General features: G+C 47.8%; 18 protein-coding genes and 1 pseudogene. 5 read left to right on the top strand and 14 right to left on the bottom strand.

The window, feature by feature from the left end; genetic code table 11:
• Positions 1-11 precede the first annotated feature (11 nt).
• The 3 genes and pseudogenes from LKE40_11140 to LKE40_11130 all read left to right on the top strand — a co-directional run bounded on the left by LKE40_11140 (position 12) and on the right by LKE40_11130 (position 3,490).
• Positions 12-1,538 (top strand): ABC transporter ATP-binding protein, encoded by a 1,527-nt coding sequence (locus LKE40_11140; GenBank protein ID MCH3917983.1) that lies wholly within the window; start codon positions 12-14, stop codon positions 1,536-1,538.
• Positions 1,528-2,580, top strand: coding sequence for an ABC transporter permease (locus LKE40_11135; GenBank protein ID MCH3917982.1), 1,053 nt, complete (start codon positions 1,528-1,530; stop codon positions 2,578-2,580). The genes LKE40_11140 and LKE40_11135 overlap by 11 nt, the downstream gene beginning before the upstream one ends.
• A pseudogene (locus LKE40_11130) lies at positions 2,577-3,490 on the top strand (ABC transporter permease). The gene LKE40_11135 and the pseudogene LKE40_11130 overlap by 4 nt, the downstream one beginning before the upstream one ends.
• A 119-nt stretch (positions 3,491-3,609) precedes the next feature.
• Here the strand turns inward: LKE40_11130 and LKE40_11125 are convergent.
• Together LKE40_11125 and LKE40_11120 are read right to left on the bottom strand one after the other, a co-directional pair.
• The gene (locus tag LKE40_11125) at positions 3,610-4,950 is read right to left on the bottom strand and encodes an amidohydrolase family protein (protein ID MCH3917981.1); all 1,341 of its coding nucleotides are present in this window, start codon (positions 4,948-4,950) and stop codon (positions 3,610-3,612) included.
• Between the two features lie 29 nt (positions 4,951-4,979).
• The gene (locus tag LKE40_11120) at positions 4,980-6,077 is read right to left on the bottom strand and encodes a 4Fe-4S binding protein (GenBank protein MCH3917980.1); all 1,098 of its coding nucleotides are present in this window, start codon (positions 6,075-6,077) and stop codon (positions 4,980-4,982) included.
• A 105-nt stretch (positions 6,078-6,182) separates the two neighbouring features.
• Here LKE40_11120 and LKE40_11115 point away from each other — a divergent pair, with 105 nt between their 5' ends.
• Entirely contained in the window at positions 6,183-7,382 is a 1,200-nt protein-coding gene (locus LKE40_11115) for a YgeY family selenium metabolism-linked hydrolase (GenBank protein MCH3917979.1), read from the top strand.
• Between the two features lie 287 nt (positions 7,383-7,669).
• Positions 7,670-8,389 (top strand): GntR family transcriptional regulator, encoded by a 720-nt coding sequence (locus LKE40_11110; protein ID MCH3917978.1) that lies wholly within the window; start codon positions 7,670-7,672, stop codon positions 8,387-8,389.
• Here LKE40_11110 and LKE40_11105 read toward each other — a convergent pair.
• From LKE40_11105 to LKE40_11050, 12 genes are all read right to left on the bottom strand, one after another.
• A complete protein-coding gene (locus LKE40_11105) occupies positions 8,384-10,645 on the bottom strand; it encodes a molybdopterin-dependent oxidoreductase (protein MCH3917977.1) in 2,262 nt (753 codons plus the stop codon). The genes LKE40_11110 and LKE40_11105 overlap by 6 nt on opposite strands.
• Before the next feature lie 4 nt (positions 10,646-10,649).
• A complete protein-coding gene (locus LKE40_11100; GenBank protein MCH3917976.1) occupies positions 10,650-11,120 on the bottom strand; it encodes a (2Fe-2S)-binding protein in 471 nt (156 codons plus the stop codon).
• Positions 11,108-11,737 carry a flavodoxin family protein gene (locus tag LKE40_11095; protein MCH3917975.1) on the bottom strand — a complete coding sequence of 210 codons (630 nt, stop codon included), beginning with the start codon at positions 11,735-11,737 and terminating at the stop codon, positions 11,108-11,110. Before LKE40_11095 ends, LKE40_11100 begins: the two co-directional genes overlap by 13 nt.
• Before the next feature lie 4 nt (positions 11,738-11,741).
• Positions 11,742-14,030 carry a xanthine dehydrogenase family protein molybdopterin-binding subunit gene (locus tag LKE40_11090; GenBank protein MCH3917974.1) on the bottom strand — a complete coding sequence of 763 codons (2,289 nt, stop codon included), beginning with the start codon at positions 14,028-14,030 and terminating at the stop codon, positions 11,742-11,744.
• Positions 14,027-14,962, bottom strand: a complete 936-nt coding sequence (locus LKE40_11085) for an FAD binding domain-containing protein (protein ID MCH3917973.1) — start codon at positions 14,960-14,962, stop codon at positions 14,027-14,029. The genes LKE40_11090 and LKE40_11085 overlap by 4 nt, the downstream gene beginning before the upstream one ends.
• Positions 14,959-15,435 carry a (2Fe-2S)-binding protein gene (locus LKE40_11080; protein MCH3917972.1) on the bottom strand — a complete coding sequence of 159 codons (477 nt, stop codon included), beginning with the start codon at positions 15,433-15,435 and terminating at the stop codon, positions 14,959-14,961. The genes LKE40_11085 and LKE40_11080 overlap by 4 nt, the downstream gene beginning before the upstream one ends.
• Positions 15,436-15,455: 20 nt before the next feature.
• Positions 15,456-17,777, bottom strand: a complete 2,322-nt coding sequence (locus LKE40_11075) for a xanthine dehydrogenase family protein molybdopterin-binding subunit (GenBank protein MCH3917971.1) — start codon at positions 17,775-17,777, stop codon at positions 15,456-15,458.
• Between the two features lie 11 nt (positions 17,778-17,788).
• Positions 17,789-19,201 (bottom strand): amidohydrolase, encoded by a 1,413-nt coding sequence (locus LKE40_11070; GenBank protein MCH3917970.1) that lies wholly within the window; start codon positions 19,199-19,201, stop codon positions 17,789-17,791.
• A gap of 30 nt (positions 19,202-19,231) precedes the next feature.
• Positions 19,232-20,743 carry an ABC transporter ATP-binding protein gene (locus LKE40_11065; GenBank protein ID MCH3917969.1) on the bottom strand — a complete coding sequence of 504 codons (1,512 nt, stop codon included), beginning with the start codon at positions 20,741-20,743 and terminating at the stop codon, positions 19,232-19,234.
• Positions 20,744-20,838: 95 nt separating this feature from the next.
• On the bottom strand, positions 20,839-21,936 hold the full coding sequence (locus LKE40_11060; GenBank protein ID MCH3917968.1) for a BMP family protein: 1,098 nt from the start codon (positions 21,934-21,936) through the stop codon (positions 20,839-20,841).
• A gap of 45 nt (positions 21,937-21,981) precedes the next feature.
• Positions 21,982-22,851: an ABC transporter permease gene (locus LKE40_11055; protein MCH3917967.1), complete on the bottom strand. Its 870-nt coding sequence runs from the start codon at positions 22,849-22,851 to the stop codon at positions 21,982-21,984.
• A 4-nt stretch (positions 22,852-22,855) separates the two neighbouring features.
• Positions 22,856-23,869 carry an ABC transporter permease gene (locus LKE40_11050; GenBank protein MCH3917966.1) on the bottom strand — a complete coding sequence of 338 codons (1,014 nt, stop codon included), beginning with the start codon at positions 23,867-23,869 and terminating at the stop codon, positions 22,856-22,858.
• Positions 23,870-24,570 lie beyond the last annotated feature (701 nt).

Here is a 24,570-nt window from a genome sequence, read left to right as displayed (position 1 = left end):
AAAGGAGTCCCATGGAAACACCATTTTTTGAATTAAGGGGAATCTCCAAATATTTTGCCAAAGTAGTAGCAAACAAAGATGTTTCTTTCTCCATCAACAGAGGAGAAGTATTGGCACTGCTCGGCGAAAACGGCGCAGGAAAAAGTACCTGCATGAAGATTCTTTATGGCCTATACAGCATGGATGAAGGAAAGCTATACAAAGACGGCAAAGAAATCAGCATAGACTCCCCCAGGGATGCCATGCATTATAGAATTTCCATGATACAGCAGCACTTTTCCTTGGTAGCTGCACATACCGTGACCGAGAATATCATCCTAGGCAACGTAACAGGCAAGATTGACTGGAAACAAAAGGAAAAGGAAATCGCAGAACTGGCAACTACCTACGGTTTTGAAATCGATCCAAAGGCAAAGATACGTGACTTGGCTGTCGGGCAACAACAGAAAGTTGAAATCCTCAAGGCACTGTATCTGGACGCGAACCTGTTGATCATGGATGAACCGACAGCAGTACTTACTCCTCAGGAAATCGACAACCTCATGGAATTCGTCAGAACCTTCGTCGCAAAGGGAAACGCCATTATCTTCATTACCCATAAGCTCAAGGAAGTCATGGCAGTGGCAGACCGTATCATCGTCATGAGAAACGGCAAAGTCTTCGGGGATGTCCTCAAAACAGAGACGACGGAAGAAAAACTGTCACAGATGATGATCGGGCACCAACTGGAAACATTGCCGGTAACTTCAGAAAGTGAAATACGGGACAAGATATGCCTTTCCGTCGACAGTCTGACAATCGAAAAGGAAGGAGAGCTTCCAAAGCTTCAGGATGTCTCCTTTGACATCCATGAAGGAGAAATCTTCGGTATCGCAGGTGTTTCCGGCAATGGTCAGCAGGAACTATGCATGGCAATCTGCGGAGCTGAAAAGCCTACGAAAGGAACCATCAGACTGGAAGGCCAGGATATCACACACAATTCGATACGTGAAAGGATTGAAAAGGGAATCGGCTACGTACCTTCAGACCGGCAACGATATGGTATGATCATGGATATGACGCTGTCAGAAAACATCTTTCTCAAATCCAGCTACTCAAACCAGTGGTCACGCCACGGATGGATACGGCGAACAGCATTGAACAACAGGACACAGCAGATCCTCAAGGATTTTGACGTCAAGGCTCCCGGTCCTTCTGCGATTGCACACGAGCTTTCTGGTGGAAACCAGCAGAAAGTAATCGTCGGCCGTGAAGTATATAACTGTGGCAGCTTCGTCATCTTTGACCAACCGACCAGGGGATTGGACCTAGGCGCCATACACAACGTACATGCAGCCATTCTCCATGAAAAGGAAGCAGGCAAGGCAATCATGCTCGTATCGACTGAACTGTCGGAAATATTCATGCTCTGTGACAGGATTGCAGTGCTGTACAAAGGACAGCTCCAAGGCATTTATAGAGCCTCACAGCTGGATACGACAAAGATCGGCCTCCTGATGGCCGGTTATTCCATTGAAGGAGACACTGATGAATCCTAAGACAAGAGACCTTTTCCTGACTACGGTACTGGCAATCCTGCTGGGACTCATCATCAGCGGCTTCATGATGCTGTTGCTCGGGAAAAATCCCATTTCCACCTACGGCATCCTGTTTTCCTCGATGTTCCGTGATACCTATACCATCGGCGAGATATTTGTCAAGGCAACTCCCCTGATCTTCACGGCCCTTGCCTTTGCCTTTACGTTCAAGGCAAACCTGTTCAACATCGGAGCCCAAGGCCAGTTCTACATCGGAGCAATCACGGCAGTTGCCATTTCATTGGCATGGCCGTCAGGTATCGCCATACCATTCGTCATCATTGCTGCGTTCCTGCTCAGCGGTATCTGGGGTGGTCTGATCGGTTTTGCAAAAGCCCGTTTCAATGCAAATGAATTCCTCACCAGTATGATGAGCACGTACATTGCGCTTGCAATCATGAACTACCTGCTGAGGACTTCCCTGATGGAAACAAAAGGCGAATACCCACAGACAGATACGCTGGCAAAGGCAGTCTGGCTACCACGCATCGTGCCTCACACAAGACTGCACCTCGGTTTTCTGCTTGCAGTTTTCATAGCCATAGGCATATGGCTGTTGCTCTATCGGACCTCCCTGGGTTTTAGAATTCGGGCGGTAGGCATGAACAGCGAAGCATCTTCCATGAGCGGCATCAGGCCACGGCAGATAATCGTCATAAGCTTTTTCATCAGCGGCGGCCTAGCAGGCCTGGCTGGTGTAACAGAAGTCAACGGCGTCCAGCATATGCTGCTACAGGGATTCAATCCTTCCATAGGATCCCTTGGTATCGGTATCGCCATTCTCGCCAATGCAAACCCGATCGGCATCATCTTTGCATCCATTCTGTTCGGTGCACTGCAGGTAGGCGGTTCAATCATGGGGCAATTGTCCGGTATTCCATCAAGCATCATCGACCTGATGGAAGGTTTTGTAATGATTTTCGTCATAATGTCCTATTTTGTCCGTAACAAAATGGAAGTCAACAGGGACAAGAAACATCTGAAGGAGGTCAACGAAGTATGATCAATCTACTGGCTCGTGCGCTCATGATGAGTACTCCGCTGCTTTTCGGAGCACTTTCCGAAGTCTTTTCAGAACATGCAGGTATGATGGTCACTGCCATCGAAGGTATTTTTCTCATGGGAGCCTGGGCAGGCTTCACGACGACCTATCTGGGTGGGAGCCTTGCCTTGGGACTGTTTGCCGCAATGGCTGCAGGCATATTGGTTTCATTGCTCTACGCTTTCATCTGCATCACCTTGAAGCAACACCAGATCGTAACAGGGACCGCAATCAACATTCTCATAGCCGGTCTGTGCTCTTTCCTCCAAAGAGTCGTATTCGGTGTACCGACATCTCCACTGACAGTAAAACCGCTTGAAAAGATTGCCATCCCGGTACTTTCAAGAATTCCTGTAATCGGTGACATACTGTTCACGCAGAACATCCTCACCTATATCATTTATCTCCTGGTGCCGGTCGGCTACTACATCCTGTACAATACTTCCCTAGGTCTGATCATCCGTTCCACAGGAGAAAATCCTGAAGCCGTAGATGTGGCAGGTATCAGCGTCAGCAAAGTCCGTTATGGCGTCGTGTCGCTCTCCGGTCTGATGGGTGGCATAGCAGGTGCATTCTATTCGATAGGTTACCTTGGCATGTTTACCACCAATATGATCGGAGGACGTGGTTGGATTGCATTTGCAATTTGTTTCCTAGGTAACTGGAATCCAGTCGGTGCCATGATCGGAACGCTCGTATTCGGCTTGACAGAGGCATTGGCCATCCTGATGCAATCCAATCCGAACACGTTCCTTCCCAACGAGCTGTTCATTGCACTGCCCTATATATCCTGACCATTGCGCTTACCATTGCAAGGAAATCCTTCAATGTACCGGCAAAGCTTGGCGTGGCCTACACGAAGGAAAGTTGAACTTATTGATTCATCGGCTTCTGTGGCAAGAAAGCATAGCTGGTTGAACCAGATGCTGACCTTGCCACAGAAGTACACGATATCATTATCTTTTTATACGGTATATAAAAGAGAACAGCTCAATGATTCTCTGTTTTTCCGGCAGCAAGCCTATCTGACGCCTTCCAGCAGTTCTGTGCAGCAGTCTGCCAATCGCCATGGACAGTTTTCCCTGCTTTCTTGACAGCTTGGCCTCCGACATAGACTTCCAGGACATCCTGTGGATTCCTGTAGAGAATCAGTTGGTCAAATATGTTTTCTTCAGTGACCATGGTAGGCAAACCTTCCAAGGAAATAACTTGGAAATCTGCAGCTTTGCCTTCTGCCAAGACCCCACAAGTCGCCTTGCTGCCATATATGGCTTTTGCACCATCTTCCGTTGCCATCTTCCATACGGTACGGGCCGGCATGGCCTGAGGATTGAGCAGATGCGCCTTGTGAAGCAGGAAAGCACCTCGCATCGTTTCGAAGAAATTATTGATATATCCGTCGGTACCCAAGCCCACCGTCAGTCCCTTTGCCTGCAACGCAGGGACAGGGGCAATCCCTCCGCCTACTTCACAGTTGCTCAATGGGACATGTACCGCAGCAAGATGTTCCCTTTGTGAAGACAAGGCATCAATCTCCTCTTCTGAAAGCTGCACACATTGGGCTGCAAGCAGCGGTTGGTCCAGCAGACCTATGTCCCTGTACCATAAGGCAGTCCTTTCCCCATGATGCCGCTCACACCAGGCAGGTTCATACTGGCTTTCATTAAGATGGAACTGTATGGGAAGCTCATGTTCCCGTGCAAGCCTGCAGGCTGACAATATGAAATCCTTCGGACAGGTAAATGCCGTATGCAGGCAAAGCATAGAAGAAATGAACGGATCATCCCTATGGGCCTTGCTGAAGGCAACATTGGCAGAAAGGCAGGAAAGACCATTGTCGGGTGATACTCTTACCGATGACTCCAAGCTCAGGACTGCCCTTAGTCCAAGTTTTTTAAGTATAGCAGCCTCAGTTTCAAGACCTTGTGCAAAAGCAAAGGGTGCTTCCAATACATCGCAGACAGCAGTAACCCCGCTATCAACCAGTTGGAGGGCCGAAGCCTCAGTTGCAGCAGCTATCATGGAACTGTCGATACGGTTCTCAATCAAAGGCCACCAATAGTCTTCAAGGAAGCTTTCGAATCCCGTAATCTTTACAGGAGAAGAAAGCCCATGGGAAATAATGCCATAAAGATGCATATGGGCATTGATGAATCCCGGGGCCAGCACACAGTTGTCGTACGTCGTGACTTGTGCCTTGGGATAAAGGCTCCGGCATGCTTCAAAAGTCCCGACAAAGCAAATGGTCGGGCCTTCATATGCCAACGCTCCATTCCGCAAGATGGCAGGTCCTGGCAAAACAAGATACGATGCAGTTACTATCCGTGTCATAAAAGGTCTCCTTATAGCTTCGGACAATGTCAGAGAGAAAACGCCAGGGCACCCTTTGGGCAGACCGATGCACACAGGCCACAGTTCCTACATCGGCTTTCGTCTATCGCCAGGCTATGTTTTCTGCCAGTCTGCTGGGCCTGGTAAGGACAGACGACATCACAACGTCTGCAACCGACACATGCCACAGCATCAAAGCTGAAATGATAGGAAGGGACTTCCTTTGCCAGGTTGAAATTGAAGACATTGCAAGTCTGACGAAGATTTTCATATCCCAGGGAATGTACCAGAGCATTTGTTTCTTTTATCAACTGCGCAATATATCTATGCCCCTTGATGAGAACAACCGAGCAGATGCCTATGGCCTGTGCTCCTGCCATGCTCATTTCAACGGCATCTTCAGCCGTACATACGCCGCCAAGCCCGATGATAGGAAGGTCAGTCTGCTGGGCCAGAAGTGCCACATGGTTCAGGATGATCGGTTTTATTGCTGCTCCCGAAAGCCATCCACGGCCCTGCTTTCCTTCTACCAACGGTCTGCCTGTATGGATATCTATGCGGAGTACAGGCCCAACGGAATCCATTGCTGTAATGGCGGCTATCCCGGCCTCCTCCAGAGGAGGAATAAGTTTCAGATATCCAGGCCAATTGGGGCTGAGTTTTGCAATGATCGGCAAATCCGTCAGATCCTTGGCTTGTCTGACCATTTCCAGCATGGTTTCCTCCTCATAGGAAACCAATTCAATCGCACAGGCTCCGGCTTTTGTTGCCAAAGGAACCAATTGATTGGCTTCTGCAGGTGTATGCCCGATGCTGGCAATCACATTGACTCCGGCTTGTACGGCACGGGGTATTTCTTCCTCAACCAGCCTGGTATATGGCAGGTCACTCCACAATTCACAGTTTATCAAGGAATCAGATGTACCAGTCTTGGCAATATGCCGGACAGGATTGTGAGCAGGAGCAAACCTCATGGTCTTGGTAACCACGGCACCGGCTCCTTCTCCATGGAGTGTCATCATCGCTTCGGCATCATAGCTGGCAGGACCTGAACCTATGATGAAGGGACTTTGCATCCGAATACCAAGAAATGTCGTCTCCATACCGGTTGCCATCTGTGTTTCCATAGTTTTTTCCTGTAAAGTCTGTACAATTGCAGTCGAATCTTGTATATACAAGATATATATGCCAAGTATAGGAAACAATTTTCATATATGCAAGAGGTAAGGATAATGTTGAAACAGACAACAGAAGACAGGAACACACAGCTTGTGGAACTTTGCAGGGACCTTATTCGTATACCAAGCTATTCAGGACAGGAACAACAGGTAGCCCAGCGAATCGAATCCGCTATGAAGGAATATGGTTTCGATGAAGTCAGCATTGATAAGAACGGTAGTATCGTAGGGTGTTTTATCGGAAAGTACCCCGGCAAAACGATCCTGCTTGACGGGCACATCGATACGGTACAAGTATTGGATGCAGACAAATGGCAGCATGATCCTTTTGCAGCCGAGATTGAAAACGGAAAGATTTTCGGTCGAGGTACATCCGATATGAAAGGCAGCGTCGCTGCCATGCTTTCTGCAGCTGCTATGTTCGCGACAGATACAAACCGCAAGTTCAAAGGAAGAATCTATGTCTCAGGTACGGTCCATGAAGAATGTTTTGAAGGCATTTCATCAAGGACCGTAACGGAAAATGTCAGACCGGATATCGTCATCGTAGGTGAAGCTACGACCGGTACAGTCAAGATCGGGCAACGAGGCCGTGCAGAAATCATCGTAGAAACCGAGGGTGTTTCCTGCCATTCATCCAATCCTGAAAAAGGTATCAATGCAGTCTATGCAATGTGGCCTATCATTGAGGCAATAAGAAATATCGTTCCGCCTGAACATCCCTTGCTCGGCAAAGGCATCCTGGAACTGACCGATATCATCTCAAGCCCATATCCAGGTTCTTCGGTAGTTCCTGCGGCCTGCAAGGCAACCTTTGACAGACGTACATTGGTAGGAGAAACCGAAGAAAGCATACTCAAACCGATACAAGAAGCAATTGCAACAGTCAAGCAGAAAGATCCGACCATAAAGGCAAAAACCTATCTTTCACAAGGTAGCGGAATCTGCTGGACCGGAGCAACAATCAGCGCAAAAAGGTTTTTTCCCGCCTGGGAAACAAAGGCTGACACACCTCTGGTAACAAAAGTACGTACAGGCTTGGACAAAGTAGGTATCAAGGCACCCCTCTCACATTTTGCCTTCTGCACCAACGGCAGCCACTTCTGCGGAGAAGCAAAGATCCCGACGATAGGATTTGGCCCTTCCCTGGAAAGTCTGGCTCATGTCAGGGATGAATACATTGAAATAGATCAATTGATCATGGCCTGCAAGGGATTCTATGGTATCATCATGGAAGCATTGACGGCAGAGTAATAGCCCTCTAGTTCAATTTCGGTCAGCAGCAAGGCGATGACATATAATCATATTATGTCAAGCTATGTCCTCAGGATTCTTCTTCCTGGCATAGCATGATAGGTAATTTACAGACCATAGCAAATCTGCCTTGCTGCCATCTTGCCGTCAGCCTCTCCCCTTGCTGCATATAGACAGAATCAGGCGTTCCGTACAAAGCTATGCAAAGGGAACTCGTTGGAAAGAGAAATTCATGAAATTGAATCGGTAATGTTGATTACCGATCAATTTCATTATATAGTTCACATGTGAAAACAGCAGCACCATTGCATGTCCGGACAAAAAAGTACCTTGAAAAAACCATCAGGACATTGGCTCCGGGTAACAATAAACTTGAATCAGAACCGACATTGACCAAAAAGCTCGGCATAAGCAGGGGCACAGTGAGAAAAGCACTGGCTGAATTATACCGTGAAGGACTTATTTCCCAATGGCATGGGAAAGGTAACTATGGACATCCTACTGTCGCCGCCCTTCCTATGAGATTCGATGTAAACTCAAACTTCAGGTTGCTGTTGGAACAAAGTGGACATACAGTAAAGACAACACGGTCGAAATGGGTAGATACCATGGGAAATGAGGAAATGGAACAGCGGATTCCAAATGCCCTGAACACTGCCTATATCATGTTTGACCAAGAGTTCCTTGCTGATAACCACCTTGCCATCCATACGACAGTCTGGATTGACAAGGCTTATCTTGTCAGCTATCCAAAGGCAGGAATATACCAGCGTAATATCGGTGATTTCTTCAAGAAACACTGCACCATGAAAAGCCAGTATGTCATTTCATGGCAAAAAGCCACCTGCAGCAAAGAAGTCACCTCATTGTTCGGCCTTCCGGAAGATACCCCTTTGCTTGAATGGCAGGAAGCTTATTACAATATCCTGGACCAATGTATGGGTTTTATCAAAGTCTATTTCAATCCGACCATCATGGATCTGTCAATGCTCCTGCATTTTTCATAAGCTTTCTTTTTTCTGCAAATGTGCCAGGATACATTCTTTTTTTATCGGCAGCTGGTTGAAACAATAACCGACAGCATTGCTGACGGCATTCGCCACAGCTCCTGCGGCCGGTACCGTAGCGCATTCACCGACACTCTTGGCACCGAATGGCCCCGTAGGCTCATAGCTGTCAAGGAACTCAATGACAATCTTAGGCATCTGGGTTGACGTAAAAAGGTGGCAATCTCTCAACCTTGTATTCCTGACCCTTCCATGTCCATCCAATTCAAGACCTTCAGAAAGTGCATAGCCAAGTCCCATCTGGATACCGCCTGCGACCTGTCCTTCCAGGCTCATGGTATTGAGTGGCTTACCGACATCATGTACGGCAACATACTGCAGTACCTTGACCTCTCCGGTTTCACGGTCAACCTGCACCTTGACGAAATGTGCACCTGCAGAAATAGGCGCAGCCTTGGTTCCGAATACTTCTGCCACGACAAGGTCCCGTTCCATTTCATGTGCCTTCTCTGCCACCTGTTTCATTGTAACATGGCGCTCTGAACCTGCGACCCATACACAGTTCTTGGAAGGGACCAACTGCTTCGGATCAGCAGACAACAGCAAGGAAGCTTCCCGAAGGATCTTTTTCTTCATCGCCTTCGCTGCCTGTACTGCGGCACCGCCTCCGACATAGGTACCCCGGCTGGCATATGCCCCTACATCAAACAGGGTAGTCTCAGTATCTGTCTTCACGCAAGCGATTTTTTCGCTGGAAATACCCAACACCTCCGAGACAAGCAACATCTGTATGGTATTTGATCCATTACCCATTTCACTGACCCCGGTAAACATAGTCAGGGAACCGTCTTCGTTCATTTTCAACATGACGCCGCAGGTATCCGGCATGATGCCGTATAGGCTACTTCCATGAGGTGCAACAGCCATACCCACCCCGACTAGATATCGTCCACAGGCTTTTCTCGAAACTTCTTCCTCATGCTTGGCAGCATCCCAACCGAACAGTTCCATACCCCGCCTCACACAATCTTTTGCTCTGAAATTTCCAATAGGCTCACCATGCCGGTCCTTGGTATTCGGGTTATGAAGGTTACGCAGCTGGAGATGGCACATATCGATGCCAAGTGCCATGGAAATATGATTGAGATGACTGTTCAAGGCATAGAAAAGCTGAGGAGATCCGAATCCTCTCATTGCCCCTGCCACAGAACAGTTGGTGTACACAGGAACAGCATGGTAGGAAAGATTGGGAATCGCGTAGATCTTGAAGAACTTTCCGCCTGCAGCCCACATGACACTCATCGTAGCTCCGGACTGTGCCCCGGCACCTGCATAGACGGTGTATTCACAGGCTGTGATAGTCCCGTCGTCCTTGACTCCCGTCTTTATGAAAATCGTTTCTGCATGACGTGTCGTTGAAGACGAGATATCCTCCCTTCTGGTATAGACAAGCTTTACAGGACAGCCGGTCTTGATAGCTAGCAAAGAAGTAATCGGTTCCGTAACAAGATCTATCTTTCCTCCGAACCCGCCTCCCATGCCAGGGCTAAGTACCCGTACCTTGCTCATCGGCATGCAAAATATCTTTGCCAAATTCATCCGTTGCCCGAACACATCCTGGGAAGGTGTATAGACTGTCAGCTTCCCGTCTGCATCATAGCTTGCAATAGACCCATGTGGTTCCATGGCAGCATGATGGATAGCAGGGACCTTATACTCATCCTTGAAAATATGATCAGCCAGTGCAAACCCCTCATCCAGGTTTCCAGCTGAAAGCTTTACTTCTTCAAGGATGTTTGAAGTGCCATGGATGGGATAGGCATCGGGCTGGACTGCTCTGATCGGATCAAAATAAGCAGGAAGCGGTTGGTAGTCAACATGTATCAATCTCACTGCCTTGCGTGCAATATCAAGGCTCTCAGCAGCAACTGCTGCTACCTTGTCCCCTACATAGCGTACGACATCATCAAATACCCGTTCCGAAGGCAAAATGGAAGAATCTTCTCCATTGCCGTTGTAACGTACCTCAGGAGCATCCTTATACCATACCACGGCCCGCACCCCAGGAAGTTGTTCTGCTTCAGATGCATCTATCGAAACAATCCTGGCATGGGCTACCGGACTGAAAAGTACTGCCGCATATAACATTCCCTGCAGACGCAGGTCGTCTACATACCGTAACTGACCTGTTACCTTCAGGCGTGCATCCATAACCGGCATTTTTCCGCCCAATACACCATTGGTAATCAGATCCATATATCTACTCCTCCCTGAGCCATTTCGCTGCCAGCTGTATGGCCTCGACTATCTTCACATAGCCGGTACATCGGCAGAGGTTCCCCTCGATTGCCTTACGTATCTGCGTTTCATCCGGATCAGGATTCTTGTCCAGGAGTGCCTTTGCCGACATAATCATGCCTGGCGTACAGAAGCCGCACTGTACGGCTCCTGCTTCAATGAAGGCTTTCTGAATCGGATGAAGTTCCGTTCCCCTTGCAAGTCCTTCTATCGTTTCCACCTCATGGCCATTGAGATTCCTCGCAAGGATACAACATGAATTCATTGCTTCTCCGTCAATGATGACCTTGCAGGCACCGCAATCATTGGTACTGCACCCACATTTCGTTCCTGTCAGGTTCAACACCTCGCGCAGGAGATACAGCAATGTCCAGGAATGCTCGATAGCCAGCCTGTATTGCCGTCTGTTTATGGTAATCGTCAGCTCTTCCATAATCTTGCCTCTTTCATGATACGGGCCATCACTGCAACATTCCTTCCCAATATCCTGGCATTTTCCAAACCCACAGGATCATCCATATCGGTAGAGCCATCCCCAGGATTCCATAGCATTGCACCGGTATACATGCCGTTTCCTCCGCTGCAAAGTGTCATCCCCTGGGCAAGGAAAAAGTTATTGATTGCATTCATGGCACTTTCCTGTCCGCCGTTCCGTGTACCGCCTACCGTAATGCCGGCCCCTACTTTCCTGATAAAGAATTCCGGTTCCCGTACACCTTTTATCCACGCAGAACGAAAACGATGCATAAACGAAGCCGTCTGTGCCGTAATGTTCATTTCATAAACCGGTGAAGCGATGATGATACCATCGGCATTATAGAATTCATCATATAAAGGAGTCATGTCATCTTCAAAAATGACACATCTGTCTGCTTTTTCCCGCAGACACTTGTTGCAGTGGATGCATAGATGCATATCTCTGCCCCGAAGCTCAACCAGAGAAGTCTCTGCTTCTTCGCCTGACGCCGCAGCACCTTCAAGAGCTGTACGCAAAGCAACATATGCAGATTTCCTACGAGGACTACCGCAAATTCCCAATATTCTTACCATAACTCTACCCTCTTCCAGCTTGCTGATGCAAAACCTGCAGTATCTTTTCCTTATCTGCAGGCAAATCATTTATTTCCATATCCAAAGCATTCCGTATTGCATTGACCACAGCAGGGGCAACAGGCACGACCGGACACTCACCCATGGCCTTTGCCCCATACGGACCGCCGGGTTCTCCGCCCTTATCCGCAACAAAACCTACCTTCAAATGAGAAGGCATATCGGTTGCCCTCAGCACACCGTATCTTTTCAACACCAACGGGGAAGGTTTCCCCTGCTCATCAAAGGTAATCTTCTCAGACAGCCCATAGCCCAGACCCATGTGGATACCACCTTCAAGCTGGCCTTCCAACATCATGGGATTGATGATGAATCCCACATCGTGCACGGCAACATAGGAAAGAATGCTCACCTTTCCTGTTTCCCTGTCAATGCTGACCTTAGCCATATGCACTCCATAGGAAGCAGCACCCCGAGGTGCTTCATAGGTTTCATACACACACAGTTCCCTACCGCTGACAGCCTGACAATTGGTCATGACGTCCCTCAATGAAACCGTACAACCTGTATTCCCCTTGACCCAAGCCGCGTCATCATGCAGTTCAATCATCTCAGGATCGGTATCAAGCAGTTTTCCAGCTTCTATCTGCAGTTCCCTACGAAGTTTTTCAGCCGTATTCTTCGCAGCAGAACCTATGACAAAGACCCCACGGCTGGAATAGTCCCCGATATGCCAAAGGCAAGTGTCCGTATCTGCAGCAACAACAGATATCTTATCCATCGAGACCCCAATGACATCCGATATGATCTGCATCTGCATTCCCAGGACATCATTGCCCATGTCATGGGCGCCTGTAACCAAAGTACAGGAACCATCTTCGTTCATCCTGATCATCGGCGTGGTATTGTCACGGTGTACGCCGAAACAGTTGTTGCCATGAACGCCCAGCGCAACACCGACTCCTATCGCATATCGTCCAGGTTCCTCCTTGCTTTTTTGCTCTTCTTCCTTCACTGCCTGATAGTCCATCAGTTCCATGGCTTTCACAAGGCAGTCTTTCGGACGGGGGTTCCCGATTGGTTCACCTGAAAGGCTGTTGAGACTGTCAGGATCAACCATGTTCTTCAGTTGAATTTCCGTATTGTCAACACCAAGGATATGGGCTATCTCCTCGATCTGCCGTTCCAAGCCAAAGAACAGCTGTGGAGAACCATAGCCACGCATAGCACCCGCAATGATGGTATTGGTATACACAGGAATAACGGTAATCCGAACATTGCGTACCGTGTAGGGCAACAGGAGTTTATGGGAAAGTGCTCCGGCAACATTCATGGCACTCGAAGCATAAGCTCCTGTATTGGTATACATCAGGCAGTCAATAGCCTGGATGGTGCCATCGTTTGAAAAACCTGTACAAAGATGGTTTTCCGAAGCATGGCGTACCCGTGTTGCAATGATGGTTTCCCTGCGTGTAAGCTCAAGTTTCACAGGTTGGCCTGCAAGCTTGCTCAGCAATGCCGCAACAGGTTCGACACACACTTCGAGCTTGCCCCCGAAGGCTCCCCCTATGGCAGGGGAACTCAACCTGACCTTACTATATGGGAGGTCGAACAGATCTGCTATGATAAGCCTGAAAGCAAAGGTATTTTGGCAAGGTGCGATGATCGTCAACCTATCATCAGGTTGCCAATCAGCAATGACAACATGAGGTTCCAAAGCCAAGTGATGTATGGCGGGAGTCGTATAAGTCCGTCTCAGCACATAGTCACAGGAAGAAAGGGCTTGGTCTACCTTGCCGGCTTCAAAGGAAATCTTTCCAGCACGATTGCCTCCCTCATGGATGGGATATGCATCAGGTTCCAATGCCTGGGAAATTGAAGTAATGATTGGCAGAGGACTGTATTCGACCTTGATGAGCCTTATGGCCTCGGTTGCTATTTCTTCAGTATCGGCAGCCACGGCAGCGACCCTGTCACCGACAAAACGAAGCGTACGGGAAAATATCTGTTCGTTGCAAATGACCTTCTGTTCAATGAAACGCTTTGCACTGTTATAAGTCTTCGACGGGGCATTGCGATAGGTCACCACAGCCCTTACTCCCGGCAAGGCTTCAGCTTGGGAAGTATCGATGTACTTGATATATGCGTGGGCAACAGGGCTGAGAAGCAGCTTCGCATAAAGCAGACCCGGCAATTTCATGTCAGCCACGTAGCTCTTGCGCCCTGTCACCTTCCGGACAGCATCATTTATTGGTTTTGATTGTCCGACCATGCTTCTTCCCTTTCCTTTCATACTGAGGCTTCCATCTGCAAGCCACTGAGCTGTTCCAAGCCTTCCCTGATGATGCTGGGAACTACAGCCCTCTTGTACGCATAATCTGCAAGCAGTTTTTCTTCAGGTTCAAGGAACTGTCCATAAGCCTGTGCAAAACGTTCAAAGTCCTCATTGTCGAAAGGTCTGCCTACAAGTGTGCGATCATGCTCATCAAAGCATCTGGGACTGGGAAACGCCCCTCCAAGGCACACATGCAGGCTCCCGAAGCTTCCCTCCGCATTCATATCAGCAATCATTGTACAGTTGAGGATAGCCATGTCACTGGACCTGTTGCGCGTCAGCTTTCGGAAGAAGTATCTTTGGTCGGCCCCCTGGACAGGAACTGATACAGAACTGATCATTTCTCCGTTTTCCAACATCAGCTTATGTCTGGTGGTTTCAGGAAAGAAACAGGTACGGACATGCATTCCCCTATGACGAAGACAAGCCTTGTTCTCACGGAACAGATCCTTCAGCAATACCGTCCGTACCGCTTGAGGCCCATTGATCTCCACTTGCGCTCCCAGCACCATAAGGGCAGGAATGCAATCAGATGCAGGACAGGCATTTGCGATATTTCCTACCAAAGTAGCACGGTTCCTTACCTGGCAGTTTGCAACATGGCTGACAGCTTCACGCAGAAGCGGGACTTTCTGCAACACAAGATCTGAACTCAGCAATGCATTCAGGGTCACGGCAGCACCGATCACTATGTTCCCCTCGTGTGCTTCTATTGATCCAAGCAGAGGTATGTCCTGGATATCCACCAATGTCTTGGATGCATATACCGTCCTTTCTCTTCCTTTGACCATAATATCAGTTCCACCGGCAAAAATAATGCAGTCTTCCGTAGCACAGAGCCTCGAAACTTCCGCAACGGTCTTTGCCCTATGATATGACTTGAATTTCATGGCTTCTTTTCCTCTGCCGCAACTGATTCAATTGCTTCTATTACCTGTTCATAACCGGTACATCTGCACAGGTTCCCAGCAATGGCTACCTGTATCTCCTGCCGGCTCGGATGCGGCGTATGCCTAAGCAATGCTGCAGCACTCATAACCAACCCAGGGGTGCAAAATCCACATTGCAAGGCATTATGGTCAACAAAAGCCTGCTGTATGGCATTGAGTTTCCCATTCTGCATCATGCCCTCGATGGTAAGGACCTCATGGCCTTCGATGGAAACTGCAGGTATCAGGCAGGAATTGACCGCATTGCCATCGACGATGACCGTACAGGCCCCACATTCACCGATACCACACCCCTCCTTGGTGCCTGTAAGTCCAAAATGTTCACGAAGCACATCAAGAAGCCTTTCAGTGACCTTGACAACAGTTTCGACCTCATGTCCGTTCAATCGGAAATGTATACTCTTTTTCTCCACGTCCTCTTCCTCCTGACATCTCAGCAACCAGGCTCACCAGTTACAATCCTTTCCAATGAAACAGGCAACCTGCGAATCGGATGTCCTACCGCATGCTTGACAGCAAGGGCCAGTACAGCCCCGATCATTTCGGTAGCCGCCTCTGCAATGCACTTTGCACCATAGGTTCCTTCGCTGTCCTTGCACTCGTAAAGCTTGATATCCATCCTAGGCATATCCAAGGATGTCGCAATCTTGTAGGAATCATAATTGATATCATCAGTCCTACCCTTGTCCATATGTACTTCTTCCCAAAGCCCGAATCCCATGCCCATCAGGATTCCCCCATAGATCTGTCCTTTGATCAGGCTGGGATTGATTGCCTTGCCGACATCATGATAGGCCGTAATCCTTTCAACCTGCACTTCTCCGGTTTCGACATTGACCTGGACCTCTGCTACGCTTGTCCCATATGCATAGGTCGTAAAGGCCTCTCCTTGACCTGTTACCCCATCATTTTCCAAAGGACGGGGCACATACCATTCAAAAGTCGCAAGTGAGAGCCCCTGGAGCTTACGATAACGGCATACCTGGGCAACAGGGATACGGCAGGAAGGACGTTCCTTGATGAAACATATGCTGTCTTCAAGTTCGACAGTCTCTGACTGTGTCGCCTCCAGCAGGATCCGTGCACTTTCCAACAGCAGGGCTTTCATCTTCACCCCGGCTTTCCTTACCGACTGTCCCCCCTGTGCCGTACCTCGGGAAGCAACAGTAAGCCCGCTGTCCGGGATATGGTTGGAATTGACCGCTTCAATGACGATATCATCCATATGCACCCCAGTTGCTTCTGCTGCAATCTGGACATAGACAGTCTGCAGTCCCTGCCCGACTTCCATCAAGGCTACATTGAGAATAAAGCTGCCATCTTCGAGTGCAGTCAGCATTGCACCGGAAGAATCCACGCTTTCTCCACCCAAGGCAACTCCACGATAGCTGGTAACCAGGCCGATACCTTTGCGCCAACGCCCATGCTGTGTACGATACCTTGTAACCTTGGCTTCATAATCAGTATCCCTGACAATATCGTCCATCATCTGCACAAGCAGGGTTTCATGGATCAGCTGTTGTCCTGTTGCCGTATGCCCACCCTGTCTCAGCAGGTTTTTCCGCTTGAGGTCAACGACGCTCATATGCAGTGTATCAGCCAACTCGTCGATGATCATTTCATTGCAGAATATAACCTGTGGAGAGCTATATCCCCGGAATGCACACGGAGTAGGATTATTCGTATACACACCAAATGTATCAGTCCATACACTTTCAATGTCATACGGTCCGGCAGAATGGACCATAGCCCTTATGTTCATCCATGGGGCCTGGTTATTGTAAGCACCACAGTTTTCAACCTGACTGGACTTATATGCAAGGATCTTGCCATCCTTGGAAGCCCCGATGGTTACCGTGGTACGGAAAGGATGCCTTTTGGCACTTTCCAAGATGGAATCCTCCCGGGAAAGGGTCATCTTGCATGGACGTCCGGTCTTATCCAGTACCATAGCCGCACGTCCGCACATCAGACCGACGATCTCAAACTTACCGCCGAAAGATCCGCCCACGGTACATTGGATGGATTTTGCCCTGTTCAGGGGAATCTGGAGAACATCGGCAATGAAATCCCTGGGAATATGTCCATGCTGTGAGCAGGACCGGGCAGTTATGATCCCGTTCATGACATCACGGTAGACAAGCACGGATTCAGGTTCGATATAAGCATGTTCGGCAAATTGAGTTTCATAGGTACGGGTCAATGTAACATCACTGTCACGCAATGCCTTTTCCACATTGCCTTTTCTCAACGGCCTATGCGATGCGAGGAAGACATTCCCTGCAGTTCCTTTCTTCGGAATACCCTGTTCCAATCCGACGCCGATATCGCGTATGACAGGTGCATCAAGCCTAAGGCTGTCCTCAATGGTATAGACAGCAGGTAGGTCCTCGTAGGAAAGTCTGACGGTATGGACAGCATCCTCCAGGACATCGGTATTTTCTGCAGCAATTACCGCAACGACATCACCGATGAATTTCGGGGTATCAGTACAATAGAAGAAATCAAGCATGCTCTGCGGTTTAGGAAAATCTTCCATCGTCAGCACGCAGGCTACCCCGGTCATGTTCCTTACGAATTCAATATTTCCAAAATGGACCTTGGCATGGGGATGTGTAGAATGGATGCATCTTGCCACAAGCATGCCAGGCATCACCAAGTCATCAGCATACTTGGCAAGACCAGTAACTTTCTCCCAAGCATCTACCCTACTGTATGATTTACCGATTGTATGGTATGTATCCTGGCCATTCATATTCTATCCCTTCAGCTTCGGTACCAGTGATGGTTCTTACCACGATTGACAATATGGGCGCGAACAGCCAAATCATCAGCACAATTCTGTGCTTCATAGAGGATATTTTCCTCATCTTCGACTGTCGTCAACAGACCATCTTGCAGTACGAATTCACCGTCTATTGCAACACTTTCGATATTCTGTACCGTAGATGAATATACCAATGTCGAGACAGGATTATGCATCGGTACTGCCTTTGCAGATTTCTTAGGATTGAAAATAACAAAATCAGCTTTTTTCCCTACTTCCAGAGAGCCGATCTCCTTTTCCATTCCCAATGCCCGTGCTCCGTCAATCGTTGCCATTTCCAGTACTTTTTCTGCCGTGATGACAGTCGGATTAAGCGTATGTACCTTCTGTAACAACGCTGTAGTCTTCATAAGTTCAAGCATATCCTGGCCATTGTTGCTCGCAGCCCCGTCGACGCCCAGACCTACAGTAATGTTCTTCCCCAGCATCTCCGGTATAGGAGCTACCCCGGAAGCAAGGTACATGTTGCTGACAGGATTATGAGATACCTTGAGGTCATAGGCCGCAGCTTTTTCCATATCACTTTCCGTCAGATAGACACAGTGGACCATCAGGATATTCGGACCGACCAAACCAAGCTTCTCAAGGCAATCTACTCCGGCACAGCCATGGAGTGCTTGGGTTGCCTTGCGGTCAAAAGGAGTTTCCGATACATGGACGGTAAGTCCTGTATGATAGGAATTGACTACTTCATAAAGCATCTTCAGCATATCCGCAGTATTTGACCATAAGGCTGCAGGAGCAGCCCAAATGCTGATTCTGCCATCACAGCTGCCACCGTAGGTATCAAGCAGACGCAGAAGGTCCTTTTCAACCGTCGGGACATCCTGCATGATCTCAGGAACAACTCCGAACTCCGTTCCGGTATTCATGCATCCGCGTCCGAAGACACCTCTGATCTTCAATCGCGAAAACGTATCGATGATACCGTCACTGAGCCCACCACGGGGATGTGGATACATATAATCCACCTGCGTCGTAATGCCGCTGTGGATTCCTTCCATGACCCCCAGCAAAGCACCATAGCGGCAATCTTCCGGTTCCAGATACCTTGCAGCCGGAAAGGTCATGGTATGCAGCCAATCACTGAGTACCATATCATCGCCCAAACCCTTCAGCAAAGTCTGGAACAGATGGTTATGTGTATTGATGAATCCAGGAAATATAACCTTGCCGGTACAATCCAAACAGACAGACTGTGCCTGGTACCGTGCTGACAGTTCATCATCGGGACCTATAGCAACTATCCTCTTTCCCTTGACAACCATTGCGCTGTCAAAGAGAACCCTACGTTCATTATCTACGGTAACGATTGTTGCATGTTGCAACAAAAGCTGTTTTTCCGCCATCATCTATCTTTCAATCCTTTTTTTTGTCAGGCATCAGGCACTCACACCAGCCATCAACATGCCTATTTTATTCACTGAAGCTTCATCTGCAGTCATTTCACCAATGATGTTTCCATCAAAAATCACACCGATACGGTCGCTCAAAGCAAGGATTTCATCCAGTTCAAACGAAACCAGAAGCACTGCACAGCCTCTGTTCCTTGCAGCCATGATCTGTTTCCTGATAAAAGCAATGGCACCCACATCCACACCTCTGGTAGGATGTACAGCAATCAGAAGCTTCGGTTCCTTCTCAAGTTCCCTGGCAACCACGGCTTTCTGCTGGTTACCGCCGGACAGACAGCAGATATGTGACTGGAGTCCAGGAATCTTGATATTGTATTTATCTACTACCGTCGAAACATGGGTCCTTTCCTTTTCCCAATCAATTAAGAAACCCTGGCAATCACCGGTTATACATTCGTGGATCATCAAGTTCTTCAATATACTTTGCTGCATCATGAGACCTACGTGCTGTCGGTCCTCAGGAATATGGGAAACTCCTTGTCTCAGTATCTGGCATACCGGTTTGTTTGTCATATTTTGCCCACAGATAGAAACTTCTCCGCTCTTTGTCTTGACCAGACCCGTAATTGCATTGATCAACTCAGATTGTCCATTGCCATCGACTCCGGCAATCCCATAGATTTCCCCTGCATGGACAGTCAGGGAAAGGTCATGGACAGCCCTGGTGGCCTTCCGTCCACGTACCTGCAGGTCATGGATATCCAAGACCTTTTCCCTCGAAGGAGGAAACGGCCGTTCTACGTCCATGCTGATATGACGTCCTACCATCAGGCACGCAAGTTCCTGCTCATCTGTATCACTTTTGTTTACTACCGAGACAATTGATCCATTGCGCAGTACGCCGATACGGTCACTGATCTGCATTACTTCCTGCAACTTATGGGAAATAAAAATAATGGACTTTCTCTCTTCCTTGAAACGCTTCATGATAATAAACAGTTCTTCTATTTCCTGCGGTGTCAGTACTGCTGTCGGCTCATCGAGGATAAGGAGTTGGCAATTATGGTAAAGTGCCTTGATAATCTCAACTTTCTGCTGCTGTCCTACGGTCAGATCAGAGACTTTCAGAAACGGATCAATGTCAAATCCATAAGCCTTGCATATCTTATCGACTTGGAGAGCTACCTGTTTCCTGTCAAAAAACACTCCGCCGACCTCATTTGAGGCAAGAATGATATTTTCAAGGACAGTCAATGCAGGAATAAGCATGAAATGCTGATGGACCATACCGATTCCATGAGCTATGGCAACCTTGGGTGATGTAACGGCTACAGGGGCCCCTTCAATGAAAATCTTGCCATGGTCAGGTTGGGTCAGCCCATACAGCACATTCATAAGTGTACTTTTACCTGCACCATTTTCTCCTAAGATACAGTATACTTCACCTGCATCCACCTGTAGGCTTATATCCTTGTTGGCATATAGTGAACCATACTTCTTGGTAATATCAGCCAACACAAGCATCACAGACTTTTCCATACCTACCTCCTTGGTCTGTTTCCATTGACGAATGCAGACTTTTTCCTTTTGCAAAGAAAAAATCTGCATATATCCTACCTATGCTTCGGTACCGTTTATTTCTGGGCACTCTTCACAGTAATCTCACCGGAAGCAACCTTCTTCATGGTATCCGTGATAAACTGCTTCTGCTCAGCCGTAAGCACATCTGCACAATCATGGTAATCAGCCAGACCAATGACACCTTCCTTGATACCGAACTTATAGCATTCGGCGTGAAGATTGCCGTCAAGATAATCCTGTACAGCCACAGCCATACCCTTGCCGATGAAATTGGTAGCACTGGTCAGCACACGGGAAGGAAGTTCTGCATATTGGTCCTTGACAACGCCGATCGCATAGGTCCCTTCAGGAGCATCCTTGACAGCTTCAAACAGTCCAAGGCCAGCCTGGTCTGCATCATGGGTAAGGATATCGGCTCCTTTTTCAATAAAGGCATTGGCCTGTTCCTTGACTTTGGCAGCATCATCAAAATCACCGGTAAAAGCCGTCATGGCAACCGTACCGTTGTCAGCATATGCAACACCTTGCTTGAAGCCTATGATGAAGCTTTGGATGGATGGGATTTCCATTCCGCCGATGGCAGCGACTTTCTTGGACTTGCTTGCTTCAGCAGCAACCAGTCCGGCTACAAAACCCTGCTGGTTGTTGAGATTCTGAAGTGAACATACATTCGGTGCCTGGCTGATATCAGAACTGGTGATACAGAACATAGTATTCGGATAATCAGGTGCAACGGCCTTTGCTGCATCCTCAAATTCAGTACCATGCCCGAAGACTACATCATATCCACGGTCTGCATAGCCTCTGAAGACCGACTCAAAATCCGATGCAGCGACCTTCTCTGAGCATGCTGTCTGGCACCCCATCTTCTTGATTTCCATCAACCCGTCATAGGCTTCCTGGTTCCAGCCTTTGTCATTTGCCGTTCCAGGAAGTACCAATGCAACCTTCAGGTCCTTGGCTTCTTTCTTTGCCGGTTGAGTGGCTGTTGCTTCCTTGGTCTCTGCAGCCGTTGCAGGCGCCGCAGCCACAGCTGTCTTGGCCGTCTGCTGTGCATTTGCAGAGCTCTTGCTGCATCCTGCAAACATACTGACAACCAATCCTACGCCTGCCAGCAATACAATCCATTTTTCCAAACTGTTCTTTTTCATTTTTTTCTCCTTAACCTATTCGGACACTTTCAAGACACGCACGTGTCACTGGGCATCCTTATCAAACGGAATTCCAAGCATCTGAGGCCCACTGGCCTTCTGTCCAAAGAAACTGACGATAACCACAGTCAATACATAAGGAATCATGAGGATAAGCTGTAAGGAAATACCGCAGTTAATTGCCTGAAGCCTATATACCAGTGTTTCCCCTATACCAAACACAAGCACGGCAAGCCAAGTCCCGATAGGCAGATACCGACCGAATATAACTGCAGCCAAGGCAATGAAACCTCGTCCCGATACCATATCCTCCGTAAAGAAGGAAAGCTGACCAAGGGAAAGATATGCTCCGCCCAAGCCTATGATTATGGAACCGATGACGACACTGATATATCTGATCTTGTTTACAGACAAGCCCATGGAGTCGATGGCAAGCGGATATTCACCTGCACCTCTTATCTCCAGTCCGAACTTCGTCTTGTAAAAAAAGATCGTCAAAGCTATGACAAGGAAAAAACCGAAGTATACAGGCAGGGAAAAAGGTCCTATCCGTCCGAATGAGGCCACTTTCAAGGTTCCCTGCTGCATGCCGAACACACCCCTGTACAGCGTTGTGGTCAACCCTTCTGCAAGGATATTGAAAGCAACGCCGACAACTACCTGGTTTGCTTTCATCATAATGGTACAGAATCCGAATACAAGGCCTGTTATGCCCACACAGACGACCGTCATCAGCACACCGCCCCATACATTCCCGAACATGGATGAGCCAAGTACACCGACAAAAGCTCCGATCAGCATCATGCTTTCTGCTCCGATATTAAGGACACCGGCAAGTTGCATGAACAGAATTCCAAGTGCTCCCAACAGGATAGACGTAGAAGAATTGATAGTAGTAATCAAGAAGCTCAACATATATCTAACTCCTCTGCCTTGACTGTTGCCTGAATACATCAACGACGATCATGAGAATAACCAACGCCTGCAGGACATAGATGACAGCAATCGGTATGCTGGTAAACATCTGGATGGCATTTCCTCCGAATCGCAGAGTTCCGAACAACAGTGAAGAGAAAAATATACCCAATGCGCTGTTTCCACCCAAAAGGGAAACGGCAATGCCATCAAAACCATAGCCGGCAGAAAGGCTCTCCATAATCTTATGTTGGACCCCCATGACCTCCATACACCCCGCAAGACCGCCCAAGCCACCGGAAATAAACATTGAAAGCATCATCATTTTCCCGACTGAAATACCTGCATAGGCAGCGACATCCATATTGGTACCGACGACCTCCATCTTGTAGGCCAATGAAGTATGTTTCCAGTAAAGCGCATAGAGGACAAGAAACAATATGGCAATGAAAAAACCGATAGTAAGATGCGTCTTCGGGATCAAGATAGGCAATTGCGCCGTTGCAAGTATCGGGTTGCTCTGGGGAAAGGTACCTTTTGTTTCCTTCAGGGGGCCGTTTACCAGCATCGTAACGAAATAAATTGCAATGTAATTCATCATGACCGTCGTAATCATCTCGCTGGCACGGAACTTGGCACGAAGGATACCGACGATTCCCCCCCACAGTGCACCTCCAAGGAAACCAGCCAAAAGGCAGAGAGGTATATGCAGTACGGCAGGCAAATGTATGTAGGTCCCAGCCAAGACACAGAACAATCCGCCCATGTACAGCTGACCTTCGATGCCAATGTTGATCAATCCACAGCGAAAGGCAAAACCATAGCTCAGTCCGACAAAAATCATAGTAGTCGTCTTGACCAAGGTTCCGGCTATTGCCCTCATATTGCCGAAGGCACCAGTGAACATGATGCCATACACTTCCAAGGGATGCTGTCCCACAGCAAGGATAACCAATGCTCCGAACAGTAAAGCTACAATAATTGAAAAAATGGAATTTGCAATCTTCTTCATGTCCATGGGATTGTTGCTCTCCGTACTGTCATAAAAATACAAAAAAGGCGCTTTGACTCTTATCAAAACGTCTTTGTTTTGGTTCAAATCCAATAGATTATTTACTAACTGAAAAGTCCTTGGTACAACTGGAAAATATATCTTTTTCACCATGTCCAAAACTTGAGATAACCTTAAAACAAGAAACTTTAACTTGTCAATACATGTTATAAGAATTTTATATAACAAGCTATAAAGATAAAAACTAACTTACGTATATAAAATATTTAAAATTTAAATAGATCAAATTTTTCCATTATAGTAAAATTCATATAATCGGAAATATCATGAATCTTCAAGCTGATAAACCCCTTGATATTTCGGGTTTCAAAAGTAACTTTGAAACCTAAACCAATCCACTGATTTCTTTCTATCATACTCTGTTTTTTGGAAAACGAATCAACAAGACCAGCCAATGCTGGCTTCTGGTCCCACTATCACAATATTTCCCAAATCACATGTATCATACTTGATCTTTTTGCACGATTTTCTGGCAAATTACAATTTTTCATAGACAATTTTGATTTCAATGGAAATAAAACATCACAGTGCAATTACCTTCCATTGAATCCTGCCGAAGCAAAATCATTCCTTATGAAAGGCAAAAACAAATTATCTCTGGATCCTGACGTAACAGATCGATGGTATCGGCTTCATACCCAACACCA

Source organism: Spirochaetia bacterium, assembly GCA_022482625.1.
In the GTDB taxonomy this organism is placed as follows: Bacteria; Spirochaetota; Spirochaetia; order Sphaerochaetales; family Sphaerochaetaceae; genus Pleomorphochaeta.
The sequence above is the reverse complement of the archived record's forward strand: the minus strand, read 5'-3'. Positions and strand labels throughout refer to the sequence as shown.

Bases quoted from the DNA above. Each gene is read 5' to 3' on its own strand.
- LKE40_11065 (MCH3917969.1), bottom strand. From the start codon at position 20,743: ATGGAAAAGTCTGTGATGCTTGTGTTGGCTGATATTACCAAGAAGTAT.
- LKE40_11100 (MCH3917976.1), bottom strand. From the start codon at position 11,120: ATGGAAGAGCTGACGATTACCATAAACAGACGGCAATACAGGCTGGCT.
- LKE40_11060 (MCH3917968.1), bottom strand. From the start codon at position 21,936: ATGAAAAAGAACAGTTTGGAAAAATGGATTGTATTGCTGGCAGGCGTA.
- LKE40_11095 (MCH3917975.1), bottom strand. From the start codon at position 11,737: ATGGTAAGAATATTGGGAATTTGCGGTAGTCCTCGTAGGAAATCTGCA.
- LKE40_11120 (MCH3917980.1), bottom strand. From the start codon at position 6,077: ATGGAAACACAGATGGCAACCGGTATGGAGACGACATTTCTTGGTATT.
- LKE40_11125 (MCH3917981.1), bottom strand. From the start codon at position 4,950: ATGACACGGATAGTAACTGCATCGTATCTTGTTTTGCCAGGACCTGCC.
- LKE40_11070 (MCH3917970.1), bottom strand. From the start codon at position 19,201: ATGATGGCGGAAAAACAGCTTTTGTTGCAACATGCAACAATCGTTACC.
- LKE40_11135 (MCH3917982.1), top strand. From the start codon at position 1,528: ATGAATCCTAAGACAAGAGACCTTTTCCTGACTACGGTACTGGCAATC.
- LKE40_11050 (MCH3917966.1), bottom strand. From the start codon at position 23,869: ATGGACATGAAGAAGATTGCAAATTCCATTTTTTCAATTATTGTAGCT.
- LKE40_11115 (MCH3917979.1), top strand. From the start codon at position 6,183: ATGTTGAAACAGACAACAGAAGACAGGAACACACAGCTTGTGGAACTT.
- LKE40_11140 (MCH3917983.1), top strand. From the start codon at position 12: ATGGAAACACCATTTTTTGAATTAAGGGGAATCTCCAAATATTTTGCC.
- LKE40_11105 (MCH3917977.1), bottom strand. From the start codon at position 10,645: ATGGATCTGATTACCAATGGTGTATTGGGCGGAAAAATGCCGGTTATG.
- LKE40_11090 (MCH3917974.1), bottom strand. From the start codon at position 14,030: ATGAAAGGAAAGGGAAGAAGCATGGTCGGACAATCAAAACCAATAAAT.
- LKE40_11085 (MCH3917973.1), bottom strand. From the start codon at position 14,962: ATGAAATTCAAGTCATATCATAGGGCAAAGACCGTTGCGGAAGTTTCG.
- LKE40_11075 (MCH3917971.1), bottom strand. From the start codon at position 17,777: ATGAATGGCCAGGATACATACCATACAATCGGTAAATCATACAGTAGG.
- LKE40_11055 (MCH3917967.1), bottom strand. From the start codon at position 22,851: ATGTTGAGCTTCTTGATTACTACTATCAATTCTTCTACGTCTATCCTG.